Origin of the sequence: Paraburkholderia sp. A1RI-2L (assembly GCF_048957375.1) — a bacterium.
Lineage (GTDB): Bacteria > Pseudomonadota > Gammaproteobacteria > Burkholderiales > Burkholderiaceae > Paraburkholderia.
This window is the reverse complement of record NZ_JARBTA010000002.1, coordinates 582,299-599,923: the sequence shown is the minus strand read 5'-3', so window position 1 is coordinate 599,923 and position 17,625 is coordinate 582,299. Positions and strand designations below refer to the sequence as shown.

Here is a 17,625-nt window from a genome sequence, read left to right as displayed (position 1 = left end):
ATTGCTAGGGGATCGGGGAAGCCCACGGGGGGCGGTCGAGGGGGCGCACACAACGAATCGAAGCCGTCGAACGCGATGAGTCGCACAAAATTCCAAAATCCGCATCGAATCGATTAAGCAACGGTGTTCATGATCTTGATGAATACGTCGGAAATCTGAATTGGCGCTTGGCTCGAATTTTGAATCGAGGCACCACACCATCTATATGGCGCCGAAAACTGATTGCGTGCGCAACGTTTGTGCGGTTTGTGAATCGGCGGGGAAAAACGCTTCAATCGCAAGTTCGGAAAGCGTAATGTCGACGGGCGTGCCGAATACGGTGGTCGTGCTGTAAAACGATAGCTCGCCGTGCGCGGTTCGTATGCGCAGCGGCACGGCAATTGCGTGCTGAACCGGCTCGGCGCTGGCGGGAGTTGCCTGCGGCGGCGCGGGATAGGCGGCCAGTTCGTCGTGGAGTGCGACGAGGGTGGGATCGGCGCTCGCTTCGATCTGCCGCTGCAAGCGCGTGAGCAAATGCGCGCGCCACGCATGCCAGTTGACGATGCGCGGCGCCACGCCCTCGGGATGCAGTGAAAGACGCAGCGCATTTACGGGCGCGGCCAGCAGCGCGGCTGAAGCGTCGCCGACGAGCGGCGCGAGCGAGGCATTGGCCGCCACGATATTCCAGTGCCGGTCGACCGCGAGCGCGGGGTAGGGCTCGTGGCCGCGCAGCACCAGCTCGACGGCTTCGCGCGCCGCCGTGAGCTGCGGGTCGTCGAGCGCGCGCTCCCGGTAGAGCGGCGCATAACCCGCCGCAACCAGCAGCGCGTTGCGTTCGCGCAGCGGCACGTCGAGGCGTTCGGCCAGATGCATGACCATCTCGCGGCTGGGCAGCGAGCGGCCCGACTCCACGAAACTCAGGTGCCGCGTGGAAATGTCCGCTTCGTTCGCGAGCAGCATCTGGCTCATGCGGCGGCGCAATCGCCATTCGCGCAACAGCTCGCCCACGCTGCGGCGCGCCGTGCCGATGGCCGGCTGGAAGGGGGAGGAGGCCACGAAGGCGTTCGCGAGCGGGTTCATGCGGCCGATTCTAGCGAAAAGACGCGCCCGGTCGATTACCGGTGAGGTAATGGTCCCGTGTCGTAAGCAATCCGCGCAAAAAAATGTTTGCGACGTTCGCGCAAGGCGCTTATCGATGTCCCCGCGTTTCGCCTAGAATTCATATCTCACAATTTGGTTGATAGCATGGCGGGCGTTGCATGGGTGGGACCAAGCGCTAAAGCACCAAGTCCCAACGACAGGAGATGGCCATGAGGGAAACGGTTGTTGCTTATCTGCTAGGCCCGATCGTGATGGTGGTGGTGAGCGCCGCCATCTGGGCCGTGTCGCGCCATAGCCGGGGCGTGCTCGAAGAGCGCGTGTCGCGCTGGCTCGACGCACACCGCGGACACGGCATGCGTCATAAGCATTGAGCGTGCCAGCAAGCCGGTCTCCGAAGTCGAGCGCGTGCGGGTAAACGCGGATCGCGGGCGCCGCAAGGGCATTTCCGGCTACCACATAGATGGCAGTGCAAATCAATATCTGCCGGGGCGGCGACTGCTGCCGCCCGATGTCGGTTTCGTTCGCGGGCGCTGACTCGTGGTCCGCCGATCTGTCTGTTGATATACGCGTAATCCATTAAGTAGGGAACTGTAGGAAGAGACCGATGTCACTGCCATATTGCATATCGGAGCCCTTCATGACACGTCCCGCGGATTCCCTGATCATCTTCATCGCCCGAATTGCGCTCGCGATTCTGTTTTTATGGGGCGGCGCCATGAAGCTTTTGGGGTACGCGGGGTTCATCGCTTATCTGCATGCGCATGGCGTGCCTTATGCGCAATTCATGGCGCCCGTTGCCACCGGAGTGGAGTTGCTCGGCGGACTCGCGCTCGTGTTCGGCGTGCGCATGCGCTTCGTGGCATTCGTGCTGGCCGCTTACACCATCGTCACGGCGGTACTTGGGCATGACTTCTGGAATATCACCGAGGCCGCGCGTCAACAGGATGCGGTCGTGCATTTCTGGAAAAACATCGCGATCGCGGGCGGGTTCCTGCTGCTCGCGGTAACGGGCGCGGGACGTGCTTCTTTCGATGGGCTGCGTGCGCCGCGCAGCGGGCTGCGGGGCTGAAGGCTAGCCCGGTTGCCCACACCGTTACATGCGGCACGCCTATAACGAACAAGATCCACCAGGAAACTTGGGAGCCCGCTGTGATAGAACACTTCGAATTCAACGTGGGGGGCCGGGCCGGGCAGTTCTGCGCGAGCCTGGCCGAGGACGGCACGCGCCGCGTGCTGATCAGCACCGCCGATACCGCGAAGACGCTGGTGATACTCGATGCCTCGGGGCTGCTCGGCACACTCAAGGCCGAACTCGAGGAGCCCGACCGGCTGATCGCGCATGCCATTCGCAAGGCGCAAACCGAAGGGCTGATCGAACGTGCGCTGAGCACGGGTGCAATTCAGGAAGCGTCGCTCTAGCCGCGCGCGGCTTCGTTGTCCTCCACGCCTGATTCGTATGCGCGTTTTCCCCGGCGCGGTGCGCTCGTGTGCGTGACGTTGAGAGTGGCAGGGGCCGTCGCGTCCGAGCGCATGCTCCAGGCGAGGCATGCCGCCACCAGAAGCAGCATGGCCGAGATTGCCGTATCCGCGTGCAGGCCGCTCACGACCTGCGCCGCCGCGCCGCTGCCCGTGAGCGCGCCGAACGCCGCCACGCCCACCGCGCCGCCCGCCTGGCGCGCCGTATTGAGCAATGCCGATGCCGTGCCCGCGCGGGCCGGTTCGACCGAGGCCAGCACCGTCGTGGTCATGGCCGGCACTGCGAGTCCCATGCCGCCGGGAATCAGCAGAAACGCCGCGAGCAGCGCGATCAGCGGCGTGTTCGCATCGACAGGAATCAGCAGCGCATAGCCGAGCCCCGCCACCAGCGCGCCGCCGATCATCGGCAAGCGCGTGCCGTAGCGCGCGACCACGTGTCCGCTCGCGATGTTGGAGAGCAGGAAGCCGCCCGTGAGCGGGATGAAGGTGAGCCCGGCCTGCAACGGCGACTGGCCGCGCGCATGCTGCAGGAACAGCGCGAGCACGAACACGGTGCCGTAGTAGGTCAGATTCACGCACACGCCGAATAGCACGGCCGTGCTGAAGATGCGGTTGCGCAGCATGGCAAGCGGCAGCATGGGGGCTTCGATGCGCGCTTCGAGCGTGACGAACGCGGCGCCTGCGGCCAGCGCCAGCACGAAGCCGCCCCACACGGCCCAGTGCGCGAAGCCGAGCGGCCGCCACTCGATCACCGCGCCGGTGAACGCCGTGAGGGCGACGACGGCAAGCAACTGGCCGCGCAGGTCGAGGCTGCGCGGGCGCTGCGCCGGGGCGCTCGCGGCGTTCGCAGCCACGCTGCTTGCGTTGCGCGATGCAGGAATCCACGCCAGCGTGGCCGCGAGGCCTGCCGCGCAGAGCGGCAGATTGACGAGAAAGATGCTGCGCCAGCCGAAGGCGGCGATCAGCAGGCCGCCGGCAATCGGTCCGGCGGCGATCGAAATCGCGCCGGCGGCGGTCCAGAAACCCACGGCACGGGCGCGCAGCGTGCGTTCGTGGCGGCAGGCCTCGTTCAGGAGCGCGAGCGAGTTGGGCAGCATCGCGGCCGCGCCGGCGCCTTGCAGCGCGCGCGCCGCGATCAGCAAGCCCGGATTGGCCGCGAGCCCGCAGGCCAACGAGGCGAGAGCGAACATCACGAGCCCGGCCGCGTACATGCGGCGCACGCCGTAGCGATCGCCGAGCACGCCGCCCGAGAGCATCAGCACGGCGAAGGCGAGCGTGTAGGCGTCGACGATCCATTGCAGCCCGGCGACGTTCGCGTGCAGGTCGGTAGCGATGCGCGCCAGCGCGATGTTGACGATGGTGACGTCGAGTTGCGTCACGACGAAGCCCACGCTCACGGTGCCCACTACGCGCATGAGCGCGGGCGTGAAGTGTGGGGAGCGGGGCGAAGGGGCCGATGGCGTATTCATGCGACGTATCTTAGAACGCGGGCCGCCACGACGTTTCAGTGCGACGTGAAAGATCGAAGCATGGCGGCGCCTGCCATCGTCTCGGCAGCGGGCCTGTCAGGTCTTCACGCCGACGTCGCAGGAATTACCCGCTCCTGGTTGCAATTCAGAGTCCTCTTATGGGCTGCCTTTGCACATCTCCACAGAATTGCTCCCGCTTTGTTCGGAAAAGGGAGGTTTCTATGCGCATCGCAATTCTCCAGCGCGACGCTGGCCAGCGCGGGTTGATCGAGCGGACGCTCACGCAAAGCGGCCACGCATGCATGCCGTTCAGCGACGGCATCACGCTCGCCAAGGCGCTGGCCGCGTCCACCGTCGACATGCTCGTGCTCGACTGGCAGGGATCGCGTCTTTCGGGCGCGGAATTGCTGAAGACGGTGCGCGCCGTGAACGGCAATCAGATTCCGGTGCTGTTCGCTTCCGAGGACGACTCGGACGAGAGCGTCGTGCGCGCGTTCTCGGTGGGGGCGGACGACTACGTGAGCCTGCCGGTGTGTCCGTCGGTGTTTCGCGCGCGCGTGAATGCACTGCTGCGGCGCGCCTTTCCGGATCGTTACGACAACGTGGCGCTCGAGGTCGGCCCGTATCACTTCGACATGCGCCGCCAGACCGTCACGGTGCATGGCAAGCCCGTCGAATTGTCGGGCACGCAGTACCGGCTCGCTTCGCTGTTTTTCGCGAATATCGGCCGCGTACTCTCGCGCGATCATATCTACGCGATGGTCTGGGGGCGCGAGCTGCATACGCTCACGCGCACCATCGACAGTCATGTCTCGCGCCTGCGCGTGCTGCTGGAGATCGAAGAGCACAACGGTTTTCGTCTGCAGCCCGTCTACAAGAGCGGCTACCGGTTGCTGCGCTTGCAGGACGAATCGGTGTCGCTCGACGAACTCGCGGCGGCGTGATGCACGGCGCCCATGACGGAGTGATTCGCGTCACTGGCCAATGAAAAACGGCGGCACGCTTTTGGCGTGCCGCCGTTTTGTTATTTCTTGCTTGCGCCCGCTTGTGAGCAGTATCAGCGCGCGATGCCGAGCCCCTGCAGCACCGCATTGCCCTCGGGCGTCAGGCGGATCAGCGCGTCGCCCGCGGTGGTGTCGCCGGGCACTTGCTCGACGAGACCGGCTTCGCGCAGCGTGGTGATCTCGGGCTTGGCGCTTGCATTGATGGGCGCATGCAGCAACAGCAGCAGCGTGGCGAGCTCGTGATGGCTCAGCAGGCGCCGCAGTATCGTGCGCTTCGCGGGCCGGGCCGGCCGCGCTTCGGTTGCTGCTTGATGCTTCTTCAATCCAGTCCAGTCCACGGGCATCTCCTGCTGCGTTTCTTCCGGGGTGAGGCGATGATGCGGACGAAGACTTAAGCGATTCTTAAATCCCGCTTCTGGAGATATGTCGCCGTACTACATGCCGTTACAGCCCGTAATCAATTTGAACGCGCCCGTAAGCGCGTGTTAAGCAGGCTTGCGCTGCGTGGCGCAAAACACGTTGCCTCAGGGCGCGCAGGTCTTGCTCGCGCTTTCGATCCACAGGTTTCCCGAATGACGCTTGCCGGGGTAGAAGCGATAGGTGGTCGTGCCGTTGTCGGCGCGAATCTTGATGATGTTCGAATCGCCGAAGTCGAGCATTTCGCCCTGCGGCAGCGCGCTCGTCTGGAAGCTCACACCGTGCCTGGTGGCCTGCGCCGTCAGGCACGAGACGACATCCTGAACCGACCGGTTGGTCGTGGAATCGATGACGGGCTGGCCGGAATCCGGATTGCCCTGGAACCAGGCGCAAGCGCCGAGGCTGAGCGAAAGGACGAGGGGTACGGCAAGTTTCTTCATATGTCTCGTTTGCGACCGGGTGGGCGACCGGAACGGGCGGCCGCGAGCGACAAGGAACTGAAGATTATAGCGGCAGCACATCGCGTGCCGGCGTCGTGCGATGTCCGTGGGCCAACGCCATGCGCGCGACACACAGCCCTCATACAGTGGAAACACGAGTAGCGATTCGGGCTCGGCTGTGCAGGGGGGGGGGGGCTGCGCGCCGGGCATGGCTGTTGCGGGCACGCGACTGACGTCGCCGCAGCGCGATACGGCCGCCCACGAATCACCGAGGCGAGATAGACTATCTCAGCGGTGTACCCGCGATCTGGCGCGACGTCAGGGAGAATAACCATGAGCCGCCCGTCGGTCCGTTTTCCTCTTCCTGCCACCCATGCCGGTTCAGTCTGGCGGTGGGTCAAATGGGGTTTCGTCGTCGCGATTCTGGTTGCCATCGCTATCCTGGTGCGCATCGTCCAGATCGAAATCGATACGTCAAGACTTCAGGCGCGCTATTTCTCCGAACTCACGCGCGACATCGGCTTCGCGGTCGAGCCGGGGCAGAGCCACAGCATCCGCTTCCCCACGACGAACGGCCCTTACGACGTGCGGCTCGGTTATGCCCAGTTGCCGGCGTTCACCGCGCGTCTCGAACAGCGCGGCTTCACCGTGGCCGCGCAGGCGCGCGATTCCGCGCGCATGATCGCGCTCGCCGACGAAGGCCTTTTCCTCCCTTATGAAGAAAAGGACCAGGCCGGCATCGTGCTGCGCGATACGAACGGCGCGACGCTGTTCCACACGCGTTATCCGCAGCGCACCTACGAGAACTTCGACGCCGTGCCGCCGCTCGTGCGCGACTCGCTGCTCTTCATCGAAGACAAATACCTGCTCGCCGCCGATCAGCCGAACCGCAATCCGGCCATCGACTGGGGGCGCTTTAGCCGCGCACTCGTCGATCAGGGCGCTCGGCTCGTGAACCGGCATCAGCACACGCCGGGCGGCAGCACGCTCGCCACGCAAATCGAGAAGTTCCGCCATTCCGATGGCGGGCGCACCGCGACGCCGCCCGAGAAGCTGCGCCAGATCGCGTCGGCCTCGGTGCGCGCCTATCTCGACGGCCCGCAAACCATGCCCGCGCGCCAGCAGATTCTCGTGCATTACCTGAATTCCGTGCCGCTCTCGGCGAAGGCTGGCGTGGGCGAAGTCAACGGTCTCGGTGACGGCCTCGCGGCCTGGTACGGGCGCGACTTCCGCGACGTCAACCGCATTCTGCGCGAGCCCGTGTCGGAAACGACGCTCGACGAGCAGGCGCTCGCATTCCGCCAGGTGCTCTCGCTCTTGATCGCCCAGCGCGCGCCCTCGTATTTCCTGCAGAAGAACAACGACGCGCTTGCCAAGCTCACCGACAGCTATCTGCGCCTGCTCGGCAGCGGCGGCGTGATTTCGCCCGCGCTGCGCGACGCCGCGCTCGCGACGCAGCTCACGCTCGATCGCACGAAGTCCAAGCCGCGCGCACCGGCCTCCTACGTTGAGCGCAAGACGGTGCTCACGATGCGCACGCAATTGATGCAGTCGCTAGGGCTGAAGACGATCTACGATCTCGACCGTCTCGATCTGTCCGCCACGTCCACGCTCGACGACGCCGTGCAGCAGGCTGTGAACGACCGGCTCGCCGATGCGGCGACCAAGGACGGCGCGCGCGCGGCGGGGCTGGTGGGCGACAAGATGCTCACGCCCGCCGACGATCCGTCGAAGATCGCCTATAGCTTCGCGCTGTTCGAGCGGCGCGGCAACGAGAACCTCGTGCGCGTGCAGACCGACAGCGTGAACCAGCCGTTCGACATCAATTCCGGCGCGCGGCTGAATCTCGGCTCGACTGCGAAGCTGCGCACGCTCATCACATATTTGCAGATCGTGAGCGCGTTGAACGCGAAGTACGCCAACGAAGATCCCAAGACGCTGCGCGCGATGATCCCGCAGGTCGACCCGAGCGACGCGCTCACGCGCTGGGCGCTCGACTATCTCTCGACGACGCGCGATCATTCGCTGCCCTCGATGCTCGAAGCGGCGGTGCAGCGCAAATATTCCGCGAATCCGGGCGAGACCTTCTACACGGGCGGCGGCGCGCAAAGCTTCACCAATTTCGAGTCGAGCGAGAACGCGCAGATCCTCACCGTGCAGAGCGCGTTCCAGCATTCGGTGAATCTCGTGTTCGTGCGGCTCATGCGCGACATCGTCCACTACGAGATGATCCAGGTGTCGGGGCCGCCCTCGGCTTACCTCGACGATCCGGCGGTGCGCAACCACTACCTCACGCAGTTCGCCGATGGCGAGAGCCAGGTCTACATGAAGCGCTTCTACATGCGCTACGCGGGCAAGAGCAACGACGAGGCGCTGCAGATCCTGCTCAAGCACACGCGCAAGGGGCCTGCGCGGATCGCGACGGTGCTGCGCAGCGCGAACCCGGACGGCGACCCGGCGTGGTTCAACGCGCAGATGCGCGCGCAACTGAAGAACACCAAGTTCCAGTGGCTCAGCGACGACGATCTCGCTGGGTACTACAACAAATATGCGATCGACAAATTCAATCTCAACGACCGCGGCTATATCGCAGGTATTCATCCGCTCGAACTGTGGCTGCTCAACTACCTGCACACGCACCCGGAGGCGACGCTCGCGCAGATCCAGGCGCAGAGCCGCGACGTGCGCCTCTATACCTACAAGTGGCTCTTCAAGACGCGCTATTACGCGACACAGAGCCGGCGCATTCGCCGCATGATCGAAATGAAGGCGTATGCCGAGATCGGCAAGTCGTGGCGTGCGCTCGGCTACCCGTTCGACAACATCACGCCTTCGTATGGCGCGGCGATTGGCGCGTCGGGCGACCGGCCTTCGGCGCTCGCTTATCTGATCGGCCTCATCTCCAGCAACGGCGAGAAGTTGCCGACGCATAGCTTCGAATCGCTCGACTTCGCGCGCGGCACACCGTACGAAACACGCTTCGTGCATGCTGCCACGCCGCCGCAGCCGCTCATCTCGCCGGAAATCGCGCAGGTCGCGCGCGAGTTGCTGGCTTCGGTGGTGGAAGGCGGCACGGCCAAGCGGCTCGCCGACGGCATGGCGTTCCCCGGCGGCAAGACGCTGCCGGTCTACGGCAAGACCGGCACGGGCGATCAGCGCTTTAACGTGTATGCGCCGGGCGCCCGCCTGATCGAGTCGCGCAAGGTGAACCGCTGCGCGACGTTCGTGTTCGTCATCGGCGATCGCTTCTACGGCACGCTCACTGCGTGGGTGCACGAGCCCTATGCGGCCCGCTACTCGTTCACGAGCGCGCTTTCGGTGCAGTTGCTGAAGTCGCTCGCGCCGGTGCTGCAACCGCTGCTGGAGGACAAGGGCGCGCCGGATGGCAAGCTGAGGGCCGGAACCGGCTCGCAGGAGATGACGTTGATCGATCGGCAGACAGGCGCTGTGCAACGCGTGAGCCTGCCGCTTGCGCAACTGCGCGCGGCCGCGGGCGGGGCCAGTACGGCGCGCGGCGCTTATTCGGATGCCGAATCAGTTCAGGTGAAGGCGAGCATGAAATAACGCAGCGCCGATCAATACGAACCCGGGGGCGGCGGCGGCGACCCGGGCGGCGGAGGCGGCAGATAGCGCTGCTGAGGCTGATAGTACGGCTGTTGCGTCTGCATGCCGCCCGGCACGGGAACGCGGTTGCCGGTGGCGTACATGCACTGGAGATACGCGTAGTCGTAACGGCGCTGGACGTCGTAGGCCGAGCCTTGTACGTTGCCCATGCCGACCGCGCTGCCCGCGAGCAGGCCGGCGCCCGCGCCGATGGCCGCACCGTTGCCGCCGCCGAACGCGGCGCCCGCGGCAGCGCCAAGCGCCGTGCCGACCACGGCGCTGCCCACGGCGGTATTGGTCGTGGCCTGGTTGGTGGTGGCGCCGCCCACCTGCTGGAAGGCGAACTGGCGACAGTTGTAGTCGTCGTTGCGGAACTGGTCGAAGCTCTTGCCGGTGCCCGGCAGGGCCATCACGCTCGGTCCGGCCGGGACCACGGCGCATGCGCTCAAAAGGCCCGCAGCGGCGAGCAGCGCGAGACAGGTCGTTTTCATGTGCAACTCGATGTAGTCGGATCAGTTCGAAGGCGCGGGCTGGGCCGGCACGGCGCGCCAGCCTGACGAGCATTGCTTCACATACGGATAGTAGGTTTTCGACGCGTCGCAGTAATACCACGTGTCGCTGTTTTCGCTCTCGTTGTAGTCGTTGCCTGGCGCTTGCGCCTGTTGCTGGCCCTGCTCGATGTACTCGGGCGCTTGCGGGGGCGGCGCGACGATCACGGGCCCCGGCGCATAGTAGTAAGGCACCGGGGCAACCGGGTAGTAATAGGGTACGCCGCCGCCGATGAAAACACCCGCGCGCGCGGCGTTTGCCGCGCCGCTCGCGCCGGCGAGGGCAGCCAGAGCGGCCGTGGCGGCCCCGAACATCCATTTCGACCTTTTCACGACGATCTCCAGAACGGGATTGGGCGGTGCGCTCGTGCCGGTCTGACCTTGCGCGCCCGCGCATCCTGAAACGCTAAGACATAGCGCCCTTCAATGCAATTACGCGAGCGCCACTGATTTTTCGAGTTGTTACAACGATGCGACAGGATGTGACCGTTCGCCAGGGCGGTCCGTGGCCTCTCGTCGCCGTGCCTGAGCACGTCCGCCCCCCGATGAACAGGGGCTTTCAGCGTGTAAGACGCCGATGCGTCGTAATGGCGTGAAGAATTCAAATAGTCATTTCGATTAGCCGGTCACCGTGTGCACGCCGCGACCCGCTTAGACTCGCTCGCACGCTCCGTGCGAGGCGTCGACTATTGATTGCACGTCACCGATTTACTAAGGACTACAACATGAAGGGAATTCTGACGGTGGGTACGGCGGCGGCGATAGGACTCGCCGCTGCGCCCGCATGGGCGGGATTGGGCGGCGCGCCCGCATTTCCTGATGCGCAGCGGACGCCGGCCACGCGCTTGATGGCAGCCGTCAACGCGGCCACCGTGACGTGGACCGTCACGACAACCATGCTCGAAAACGACACCGTGATCCATGAGTATCTCGACGCCAGCGGCACCGTCTTTGCCGTTTCCTGGCGTGGCCCGCGTATCGGCTCGCTCGACGCGCTGCTGGGCAACTACTTTCCCGCCTGGCAAAAGGGGCTGGCGGCGGCGCAGTCGGCACGGCGCGGCGGCTACGGGCCGGTTGCCATGCATCAGCCTGACCTCGTCGTCGAGACGGGCGGCCATATGGGTGCATTGACGGGCCGTGCGTGGTTGCCCAAGACGCTGCCGCAAGGCTTCAACGTCGACCTGATCCAATGAGCTGGGAACGCGCAATGAACAAGATCATGATGGTTTGTGCGCTCAGCGCGAGCATGCTGCTGGCGGGTTGTGGCGGCGGCGGGGACGGCCCGGCCGTATCGAACAGCACAGCCGCAGGGGCCTCGGCGGCGTCGGACGCGGCAAGCGGCGGCGCGTCGGGCGGCAAGAGCCCGAGTTCGGGTGGTTCGGGTGGTTCAGGTTCGGGCGGATCGAGTTCGGGCGGTTCGGGTTCCGGCGGTTCGGGTTCGGGCGGATCGAGTTCCGGGGGATCTGGTTCAGGCGGTTCGGGTTCAGGCGGTTCAGGCTCCGGCACTTCGGACTCTGGCTCAGGCACTTCGTCGGGTGGCGATTCCGTTGCCGATATCGGCAATACGATTCCGGTGCTCGTTTCATCGGCAAGCGCCGTGCGCAACTTCCCGCTCGTGAGCGTTACCGTGTGTCAGCCCGGCAGCGGCGCGCAGACGAATTGCGCGACGATCGACAACGTGTTGCTCGACACCGGCTCATTCGGCTTGCGCCTCTACGCATCGGCGATTCCTGCCTCGACGCTCGCCGCACTGCCCGTGCAAACCGATCCCGCCAGTGGCAAGAACGTGGCGGCGTGTGGCGCGTTCGGCTCGGGCTATACGTGGGGAAGCTTGCGCGCGGCGGATGTGAAGCTGGCGCGCGAGGTGGCTCCCGACGTGCCCATCCAGGTAATTGGCGACGCCGCCATCGCCTCGCCTGCGCCGGCTTCGTGTGTCTGGAATACCGCGCTCACGAGCCCGGCGGTGCTGGGCGCGAACGGCGTACTCGGCGTGGGCGTCGCGCGCTACGATTGCGGCGCGGCGTGCACGCGACCCACGCCGCGCACGGGCTACTACTACGCCGACACCGGGCTCGCCACGCCCATCTCGATGCCGCTTGCGAACCAGGTCACGAATCCGGTGGCGCTCTTTCCGGTCGACAATAACGGCGTGATCGTGGACACCTCGGCGATTGCCGCTGATGGCGCGCCCACGGCGACCGGCACGGTGATCTTCGGCATCGGCACGCAGGCGAACAACCAGTTGGCGGGTGCGGGCGCAACCGTGCTCGCGACCGATCGCTGGGGCAATTTCAAAGGCAGCGTCGGCAACGGCAGCACGGTGCAAACGTTCATCGACTCGGGGTCGAACACGTTGAGTTTCGAGGACTGGTCGATCATCCAGGATAAGGGCTTCTATGTGCCCGCCACGCCGCTCAAGCGTTCAGTCGCGCTCTCCGACACGAACGGCGCGACTGGCGCCGCGGACATCGTCATTGGCAATGCGGATGCGATGTTCGCGTCGCTGAACTTCGCGTTCAGTACGCTTGCCACGTTCCTTGCGCAAACCGTCGATCTGGGCATGCCGTTTTTCTACGGCCGGCGCATCTACTACGGGATCGAAGGCACGTCGTCGGGAGCGGGGGTCACGGGCCCCTATGTTGCGTATCTCTCGCGATAGTTTTTCCGGTCGACTGCCATGAGAAGCGCGCCGCAAAACGGCGCGCTTTTTCTTTAAATGCATAAAAGAAAATATCCGGAGCGGCACCAGCGCAAACGTTTGCCCTGGCGGAAACCCCTGGTCAAGCCGTGTCGCGCAAGCGCCGATATAGCGCTGGTAGGAGCGGCCAATTCGTGAGCGCGAGGGCTGCCGCATGGGATTTCCGTTCTCGATCGGCTCGAAAGCCACGCGCACACAATAACGAGGGTAAAACGATGGAACATGCGACGCCGGACCGTCAGCTCGAACTGGTTGAGTTGAGTGCAGTGAGCGCGGCACTGAACCGTGTGCAGGCCGTGATCGAGTTCGACTTGCAGGGCATCGTCCTGCATGCCAATGATAATTTCCTGGCGGTGCTCGGCTATACGCTCGAGGAGGTGCGCGGCAAGCACCACCGAATGTTTTGTGATCCTGATTATGTGCTGGGCGAAGCGTATCGCCAGTTCTGGGAGCGCCTCGGGCGCGGCGAGTTCGAGCGCGGCGAATACCGCCGCATTGGGCGCGGGGGCCGCGAAATCTGGATCAACGCCTCCTACAATCCCGTGCTGGGCGAGGATGGTCGTCCCTATAAGGTCATCAAGTTCGCCACCGATATCACGGCGGCCAAGGAGCGGCACGCCGAATACGAGGGGCGTTTGCGTGCGATCGACAAGGCTCAGGCCGTAATCGAGTTCGACCCGAACGGAATCGTGCTGCAGGCGAACCAGAATTTTCTCGACACGCTCGGCTACCGCCTCGAAGAGATCCAGGGCAAGCACCACCGCATGTTTTGCGAGGACGCCTACGTCCAGAGCCCCGACTATCGCGAGTTCTGGGCCAAGCTCAATCGCGGCGAGTTCGATTCGGGCCGCTACAAGCGCATCGGCCAGGGCGGGCGCGTGGTGTGGATCCAGGCCACCTACAATCCGATCTTCGACGCAAACGGCCGCGCCTATAAAGTCGTCAAGTTCGCAAACGACGTTAGCGCGCAGGTCGAGCTCGAAGAAAGCGTGAAGCGCCGCGCGCAGAGCGATCAGCTCAAGGTCGAGAAGCTGCTCGCCGTGGTGCGCAACGCCGCGTCGGGCGATTTGACCGGCCACGTGGAAGTGGCCGGGGACGAGCCGATCGATCAGCTTGCCGCCGGCATCAAGAGCATGATGAGCGATCTTTCGGACGTGATCGGCAAGGTCGTGGAATCGGCGGGCACGTTCAAGGACTCGTCGCAGGACATTGCCGCGCGCGCGGACACGGTGGCGGGCGGCGCGCAGTTGCTTGGTGCGACCGTCGAGGAAATGAACGCATCGATCGAGGAACTGACCGCTTCGATCAACTCGATTGCCGACAACTCGCGCGGCGCCGATCAGCTGGCCAAGGACACGCAGCAGGAAGCCGAGCGCGGCGCGAAGGCGGTGACGCGTTCGATCGAAGCGATGGAGCTCATCAATCGCTCGTCGGAAGACATTGGCGAGATCATCAAGGTGATCGGCGAGATTGCGAGCCAGACCAATCTGCTTGCGTTCAACGCCGCAATCGAGGCGGCGCGCGCGGGCGAGCATGGGCTCGGTTTTTCGGTCGTCGCCGACGAAGTGCGCAAGCTCGCCGAGCGTTCCTCGCAGGCGACCAAGGAAATCTCGAAGCTCATCAACGAGTCGGTCAAGCGGGTCGCGCAGGGCAGCGAGATTTCGAAGCAGGCGGGCGAGGCGTTCGAGAAGATCGTGGCGGGCGTGGCCCGCACCACCCAGGCGATCTCCGAGATTTCCTGCGGCGCCGACGAGCAGCTCGTGGCCGCGCGCGAAGTGAGCGCGGCGATCCAGCAGGTGGCGGAGGAGACCGAGAAGTCGGCGGGCGCGTGCGACACCATCGCGCGCGCGGCGGCATCGCTCAAGGGCGGCGCCGAGGGGCTCGACAACACGGTTGCGCGCTTCGTGGTCTAGGACGCCGGGGGAAGTGTGGATATCGATCAGGATGTCGAACCGTCGGTGCAGCGCGCGTTGTTCGAGCAGGTGCGCCGCCACACCGGCATCGCCATGAACGAGCGCAAGTGGACCATGCTCAAGGGCCGCCTGCGCCGCCGCGTGATGGCGCTCGGTTTGCCGGATTACCGCGACTATCTGCAGGTGCTCGATACGAATGCCGATGAGGTGGGCGATTTCATCGACCTCGTGACGACGAACGAGACATCGTTCTTTCGCACGCCCCGCATCTGGGAGTACTTTGCGCAGACCTTTCTGCCGCAATGGCACGCGGCCCATCGCGGCGAGACGCTGCGCGTGTGGTCGGCGGCGGCGTCGAGCGGCGAGGAGGCCTGGTCCACGGCCATGCTCTGCGAGGAGTTCCGGGCGCACGAGGCTGCGTTTCGCTATGCGATCGTCGGCACCGATATCTCGGACGGCATCCTGGCGAGCGCGCGCGCGGGCAGTTACAAGGGGCGCAGTTTCGAAGGCTTGCGCGAGCGGAATGCCGCGCTGCTGCAGAAGTATTTTCGCAGTGACGCGTCGCAGGCGGACGTGGTCGACGCGTTGCGTGCACATGTCGCGTTTCGCCGCCACAATCTCTACGCCGCGCCGCGCGATCTGGGCCAGTTCGATCTGGTGCTGCTGCGCAACGTGCTGATCTACTTCGACCTCGAAGGGCAGCGGGCCGTGCTCGCGAACGTGCGTCGCGCGATGCGCCCCGATGCCGTGCTGATCGTGGGCGAATCGGAGTCGCTGAGCCGCGTGACGACGGGCTTTACGTTCGAGCAACCCCTTGTCTATCGCAACGGCCAGCTTCGCGAGGAGCGCGACCATGAGCACGCGTGACGTGCAGGTGCGGATGTGCGAGATCGCGGTGAGCACCCGCGAAGACGCCCGCATCCTGCGCGCGACGCTGGGTTCGTGCGTGGGCATCGGACTGCTGTGGCGCGCGCGCGGCGCCTGCGGGCTTGCGCACTGCTTGCTGCCGCAGCCGGTGGGCAAGGTGCGCGGGACGGCGGCGGAGCGCGCCGGCCAGGACGCCAAATACGTGGTGGACGCATTGCCCGCGCTGATCTCGATGATGGGCGCGCAGGGCGCGGCCGAAGGAGAAATCGAAGCGGTGCTGGCGGGCGGCGCCAACATGATGCATCACCGCACCACGATTCACGAGCCGATAGGCGAGTTGAACGTGCGCATGGCGCAGCAACTGCTCGCGCATGCGCGCGTGCGCGTGATCCATACCGATGTGGGCGGCGAGTGCGGCCGGCAGTTGACCATCGATTGCGGGCAGCAGGACTACGCCGTGCGCCGCTTTTCGCGCCCGGGGTGAACCATGCGCCCGCCGCGCATTACCGAAGCTCGCGCATCGCGTTCGCCGCTTCTCGTTCTCATTAGCTACGGAGCTTCACGATGAACCATCGAACGCTCGCCACGGGCGGCCAGCTTGAGCTGTACGGGTCGTTCCTGCTGGCCGGCACGGAGCTCGCGCTGCCCGTCGCGGCGCTCCAGGAGGTCGTCAATCACCCCGAGGCGCTGACGCCGGTTCCGCTCGCGCCGCCCTATCTGCTGGGGCTGTTCAATCTGCGCGGCACGCTGATTCCCGTCGTGGATCTGCACCAGTTGCTGCACTTGCCCGACGAAGGCACGGCGCTCGCACGCAAGATCGCCATTGTGGAGGCTTCGGGCATGCGCGTGGGCCTGCGGTTCGACGCGACCGGCGAGATTCTGCGCGTGCCCAAGGACCAGGTGATTGCGATTGAGCCCGTCGAAGGCGGCGCGCCGGCGGCGATCGGCGCGGTGCTCAAGCTCGATGGCGGCGAGCGCATTCTGCAGGTGCTTTCCGCGGCGGCGCTGCTCGGGCTGCGCGACGTGCCGCATTTCGCGCAACCGGTTGCGCGCACAACGGAGCGCAGGGCGCAGCAGGGGCAGCGGCGCCAGAACGTGTCGTTCAAGGTGGGGGGCACCGCGCTCGCGCTGCCGATGGGGGCGATTCAGGAGATCATCCGCGTGCCGGCGCTGCAGCATTCGCCGATGGCCGACGACGTGTGCATCGGCATGCTCAACCTGCGCGGCGCAACCGTGCCGGTGCTCGATTTCGGCGCGTTCCTCGGCTTTGCGCGCGCGCCTGATGTCGCTGCGGCCACAGTGGCCGCCGAGGAGCGGCGCATCGTGGTGCTCAACCGGGACGAGGGATGCTTCGGTCTGCTGGTGGACGAAGTCGCGAGCATCGTCGCGTACCACGAAGACGAGCTATTGCAGATGCCTTCATATGGGGGCGCGCATCGCTCGTTGTTCGCGGGCTACCTCGCAGCGGGGGACTCGACCGGCGTGCTGCTCGTGAACGCCGGCGCGCTCTTTGCGAACGAGCGCATCGCGACGCTGGCGACGACGCATCGCGATCTCTACCGCAACGCGGCGCAAGCGGCCGATTCCGCTCAAAAGCGGGGCGGCACGCGCCAAACCCTCGTGACCTTCCGCATCGGCCAGTTGATCGGCGTGCGCATTGCCGAGTTGCGCGAGGTGATCGACTACCGCGACGACATCGTCAAGACGCCGGGCCTGCCGTCGTTCGTGCGCGGCGTGCTGAACTTGCGCGGTGTGCTCGTGACCGTCATCGACGTGCGTTCGATGTATGCGATGCCGCCCTACGAGGACCTCGCGCGCGCGAAGATTCTGATCGTCGAGCATCGCGGCGAAAAATACGGACTGCTGGTCGATTCAGTGGAGGACATCGTCACGCTCAACGGCAGTGCGCAGTTGACGATGCCCGAGATGTTCACGCGCGCTGCTGGCACACAGACGCGCGGCGACATGCGCGAGGCGGTGGAGTTGCCGGGACAGGGCACCTTGATGCTGCTCGACCCTGTCCCGCTGTGCGAGCGGGTGGCCGAGGAAGCGGCAGCGTTTTGAACGTAGGTTTGCGCGCCGCCGCTGAGCCAGCGGCGCGCGCGATCTG

General features: G+C 65.3%; 17 protein-coding genes. 11 read left to right on the top strand and 6 right to left on the bottom strand.

The genetic code is table 11. The annotated features are described in order from the left end of the window. Window positions 1–201: 201 nt before the first annotated feature. Window positions 202–1,059: a helix-turn-helix domain-containing protein gene (locus tag PWP93_RS17610; protein WP_421045317.1), complete on the bottom strand. Its 858-nt coding sequence runs from the start codon at window positions 1,057–1,059 to the stop codon at window positions 202–204. A gap of 230 nt (window positions 1,060–1,289) precedes the next feature. Between PWP93_RS17610 and PWP93_RS17605 the strand changes: the two genes are divergently transcribed. The 3 genes from PWP93_RS17605 to PWP93_RS17595 all read left to right on the top strand — a co-directional run bounded on the left by PWP93_RS17605 (window position 1,290) and on the right by PWP93_RS17595 (window position 2,499). Next, window positions 1,290–1,451, top strand: coding sequence for a hypothetical protein (locus PWP93_RS17605; RefSeq protein WP_421026110.1), 162 nt, complete (start codon window positions 1,290–1,292; stop codon window positions 1,449–1,451). 266 nt (window positions 1,452–1,717) lie between these two features. Further along, entirely contained in the window at window positions 1,718–2,149 is a 432-nt protein-coding gene (locus tag PWP93_RS17600) for a DoxX family protein (protein WP_421026109.1), read from the top strand. Window positions 2,150–2,229: 80 nt separating this feature from the next. Continuing rightward, window positions 2,230–2,499, top strand: coding sequence for a hypothetical protein (locus PWP93_RS17595; RefSeq protein ID WP_421026108.1), 270 nt, complete (start codon window positions 2,230–2,232; stop codon window positions 2,497–2,499). Here the strand turns inward: PWP93_RS17595 and PWP93_RS17590 are convergent. Continuing rightward, window positions 2,496–4,025, bottom strand: coding sequence for an MFS transporter (locus PWP93_RS17590; protein WP_421045316.1), 1,530 nt, complete (start codon window positions 4,023–4,025; stop codon window positions 2,496–2,498). The two genes, PWP93_RS17595 and PWP93_RS17590, sit on opposite strands and share 4 nt — an antisense overlap. Window positions 4,026–4,246: 221 nt before the next feature. On the opposite strand from PWP93_RS17590, the gene PWP93_RS17585 reads away from it, so the two are divergent. Then, window positions 4,247–4,969 (top strand): response regulator transcription factor, encoded by a 723-nt coding sequence (locus PWP93_RS17585; protein ID WP_421026106.1) that lies wholly within the window; start codon window positions 4,247–4,249, stop codon window positions 4,967–4,969. Between the two features lie 113 nt (window positions 4,970–5,082). Here PWP93_RS17585 and PWP93_RS17580 read toward each other — a convergent pair whose 3' ends face one another. Continuing rightward, on the bottom strand, window positions 5,083–5,352 hold the full coding sequence (locus PWP93_RS17580) for a hypothetical protein (RefSeq protein WP_421027040.1): 270 nt from the start codon (window positions 5,350–5,352) through the stop codon (window positions 5,083–5,085). 201 nt (window positions 5,353–5,553) lie between these two features. Further along, window positions 5,554–5,886, bottom strand: coding sequence for a hypothetical protein (locus PWP93_RS17575; protein ID WP_421045315.1), 333 nt, complete (start codon window positions 5,884–5,886; stop codon window positions 5,554–5,556). A 333-nt stretch (window positions 5,887–6,219) separates the two neighbouring features. Here PWP93_RS17575 and PWP93_RS17570 point away from each other — a divergent pair, with 333 nt between their 5' ends. Next, a complete protein-coding gene (locus tag PWP93_RS17570; protein WP_421045314.1) occupies window positions 6,220–9,450 on the top strand; it encodes a transglycosylase domain-containing protein in 3,231 nt (1,076 codons plus the stop codon). 11 nt (window positions 9,451–9,461) lie between these two features. Here PWP93_RS17570 and PWP93_RS17565 read toward each other — a convergent pair whose 3' ends face one another. After that, entirely contained in the window at window positions 9,462–9,980 is a 519-nt protein-coding gene (locus tag PWP93_RS17565) for a YMGG-like glycine zipper-containing protein (RefSeq protein WP_421045313.1), read from the bottom strand. A gap of 21 nt (window positions 9,981–10,001) precedes the next feature. Continuing rightward, a complete protein-coding gene (locus PWP93_RS17560; RefSeq protein WP_421045312.1) occupies window positions 10,002–10,370 on the bottom strand; it encodes a hypothetical protein in 369 nt (122 codons plus the stop codon). Between the two features lie 392 nt (window positions 10,371–10,762). Between PWP93_RS17560 and PWP93_RS17555 the strand changes: the two genes are divergently transcribed. The 6 genes from PWP93_RS17555 (at window position 10,763) to PWP93_RS17530 (ending at window position 17,579) form a co-directional block, all read left to right on the top strand. Beyond that, on the top strand, window positions 10,763–11,230 hold the full coding sequence (locus tag PWP93_RS17555; protein ID WP_421045311.1) for a DUF2844 domain-containing protein: 468 nt from the start codon (window positions 10,763–10,765) through the stop codon (window positions 11,228–11,230). A gap of 14 nt (window positions 11,231–11,244) precedes the next feature. After that, on the top strand, window positions 11,245–12,696 hold the full coding sequence (locus PWP93_RS17550) for a DUF3443 family protein (RefSeq protein ID WP_421045310.1): 1,452 nt from the start codon (window positions 11,245–11,247) through the stop codon (window positions 12,694–12,696). 254 nt (window positions 12,697–12,950) lie between these two features. Next, entirely contained in the window at window positions 12,951–14,648 is a 1,698-nt protein-coding gene (locus PWP93_RS17545; protein WP_421045309.1) for a methyl-accepting chemotaxis protein, read from the top strand. A gap of 15 nt (window positions 14,649–14,663) precedes the next feature. Beyond that, window positions 14,664–15,515: a CheR family methyltransferase gene (locus tag PWP93_RS17540; RefSeq protein WP_421045308.1), complete on the top strand. Its 852-nt coding sequence runs from the start codon at window positions 14,664–14,666 to the stop codon at window positions 15,513–15,515. Next, complete coding sequence (locus tag PWP93_RS17535; protein ID WP_421045307.1) at window positions 15,502–15,999, top strand: chemotaxis protein CheD; 498 nt, start codon at window positions 15,502–15,504, stop codon at window positions 15,997–15,999. Before PWP93_RS17540 ends, PWP93_RS17535 begins: the two co-directional genes overlap by 14 nt. Before the next feature lie 80 nt (window positions 16,000–16,079). Beyond that, a complete protein-coding gene (locus PWP93_RS17530) occupies window positions 16,080–17,579 on the top strand; it encodes a chemotaxis protein CheW (RefSeq protein WP_421045306.1) in 1,500 nt (499 codons plus the stop codon). Window positions 17,580–17,625: the final 46 nt, after the last annotated feature.

Excerpts from the sequence above, each read along its gene's own strand:
- PWP93_RS17610 (WP_421045317.1), bottom strand. The coding sequence starts at position 1,059 with ATGAACCCGCTCGCGAACGCCTTCGTGGCCTCCTCCCCCTTCCAGCCG.
- PWP93_RS17605 (WP_421026110.1), top strand. The coding sequence starts at position 1,290 with ATGAGGGAAACGGTTGTTGCTTATCTGCTAGGCCCGATCGTGATGGTG.
- PWP93_RS17600 (WP_421026109.1), top strand. The coding sequence starts at position 1,718 with ATGACACGTCCCGCGGATTCCCTGATCATCTTCATCGCCCGAATTGCG.
- PWP93_RS17590 (WP_421045316.1), bottom strand. The coding sequence starts at position 4,025 with ATGAATACGCCATCGGCCCCTTCGCCCCGCTCCCCACACTTCACGCCC.
- PWP93_RS17585 (WP_421026106.1), top strand. The coding sequence starts at position 4,247 with ATGCGCATCGCAATTCTCCAGCGCGACGCTGGCCAGCGCGGGTTGATC.
- PWP93_RS17575 (WP_421045315.1), bottom strand. The coding sequence starts at position 5,886 with ATGAAGAAACTTGCCGTACCCCTCGTCCTTTCGCTCAGCCTCGGCGCT.
- PWP93_RS17570 (WP_421045314.1), top strand. The coding sequence starts at position 6,220 with ATGAGCCGCCCGTCGGTCCGTTTTCCTCTTCCTGCCACCCATGCCGGT.
- PWP93_RS17565 (WP_421045313.1), bottom strand. The coding sequence starts at position 9,980 with ATGAAAACGACCTGTCTCGCGCTGCTCGCCGCTGCGGGCCTTTTGAGC.
- PWP93_RS17555 (WP_421045311.1), top strand. The coding sequence starts at position 10,763 with ATGAAGGGAATTCTGACGGTGGGTACGGCGGCGGCGATAGGACTCGCC.
- PWP93_RS17550 (WP_421045310.1), top strand. The coding sequence starts at position 11,245 with ATGAACAAGATCATGATGGTTTGTGCGCTCAGCGCGAGCATGCTGCTG.
- PWP93_RS17545 (WP_421045309.1), top strand. The coding sequence starts at position 12,951 with ATGGAACATGCGACGCCGGACCGTCAGCTCGAACTGGTTGAGTTGAGT.
- PWP93_RS17535 (WP_421045307.1), top strand. The coding sequence starts at position 15,502 with ATGAGCACGCGTGACGTGCAGGTGCGGATGTGCGAGATCGCGGTGAGC.
- PWP93_RS17530 (WP_421045306.1), top strand. The coding sequence starts at position 16,080 with ATGAACCATCGAACGCTCGCCACGGGCGGCCAGCTTGAGCTGTACGGG.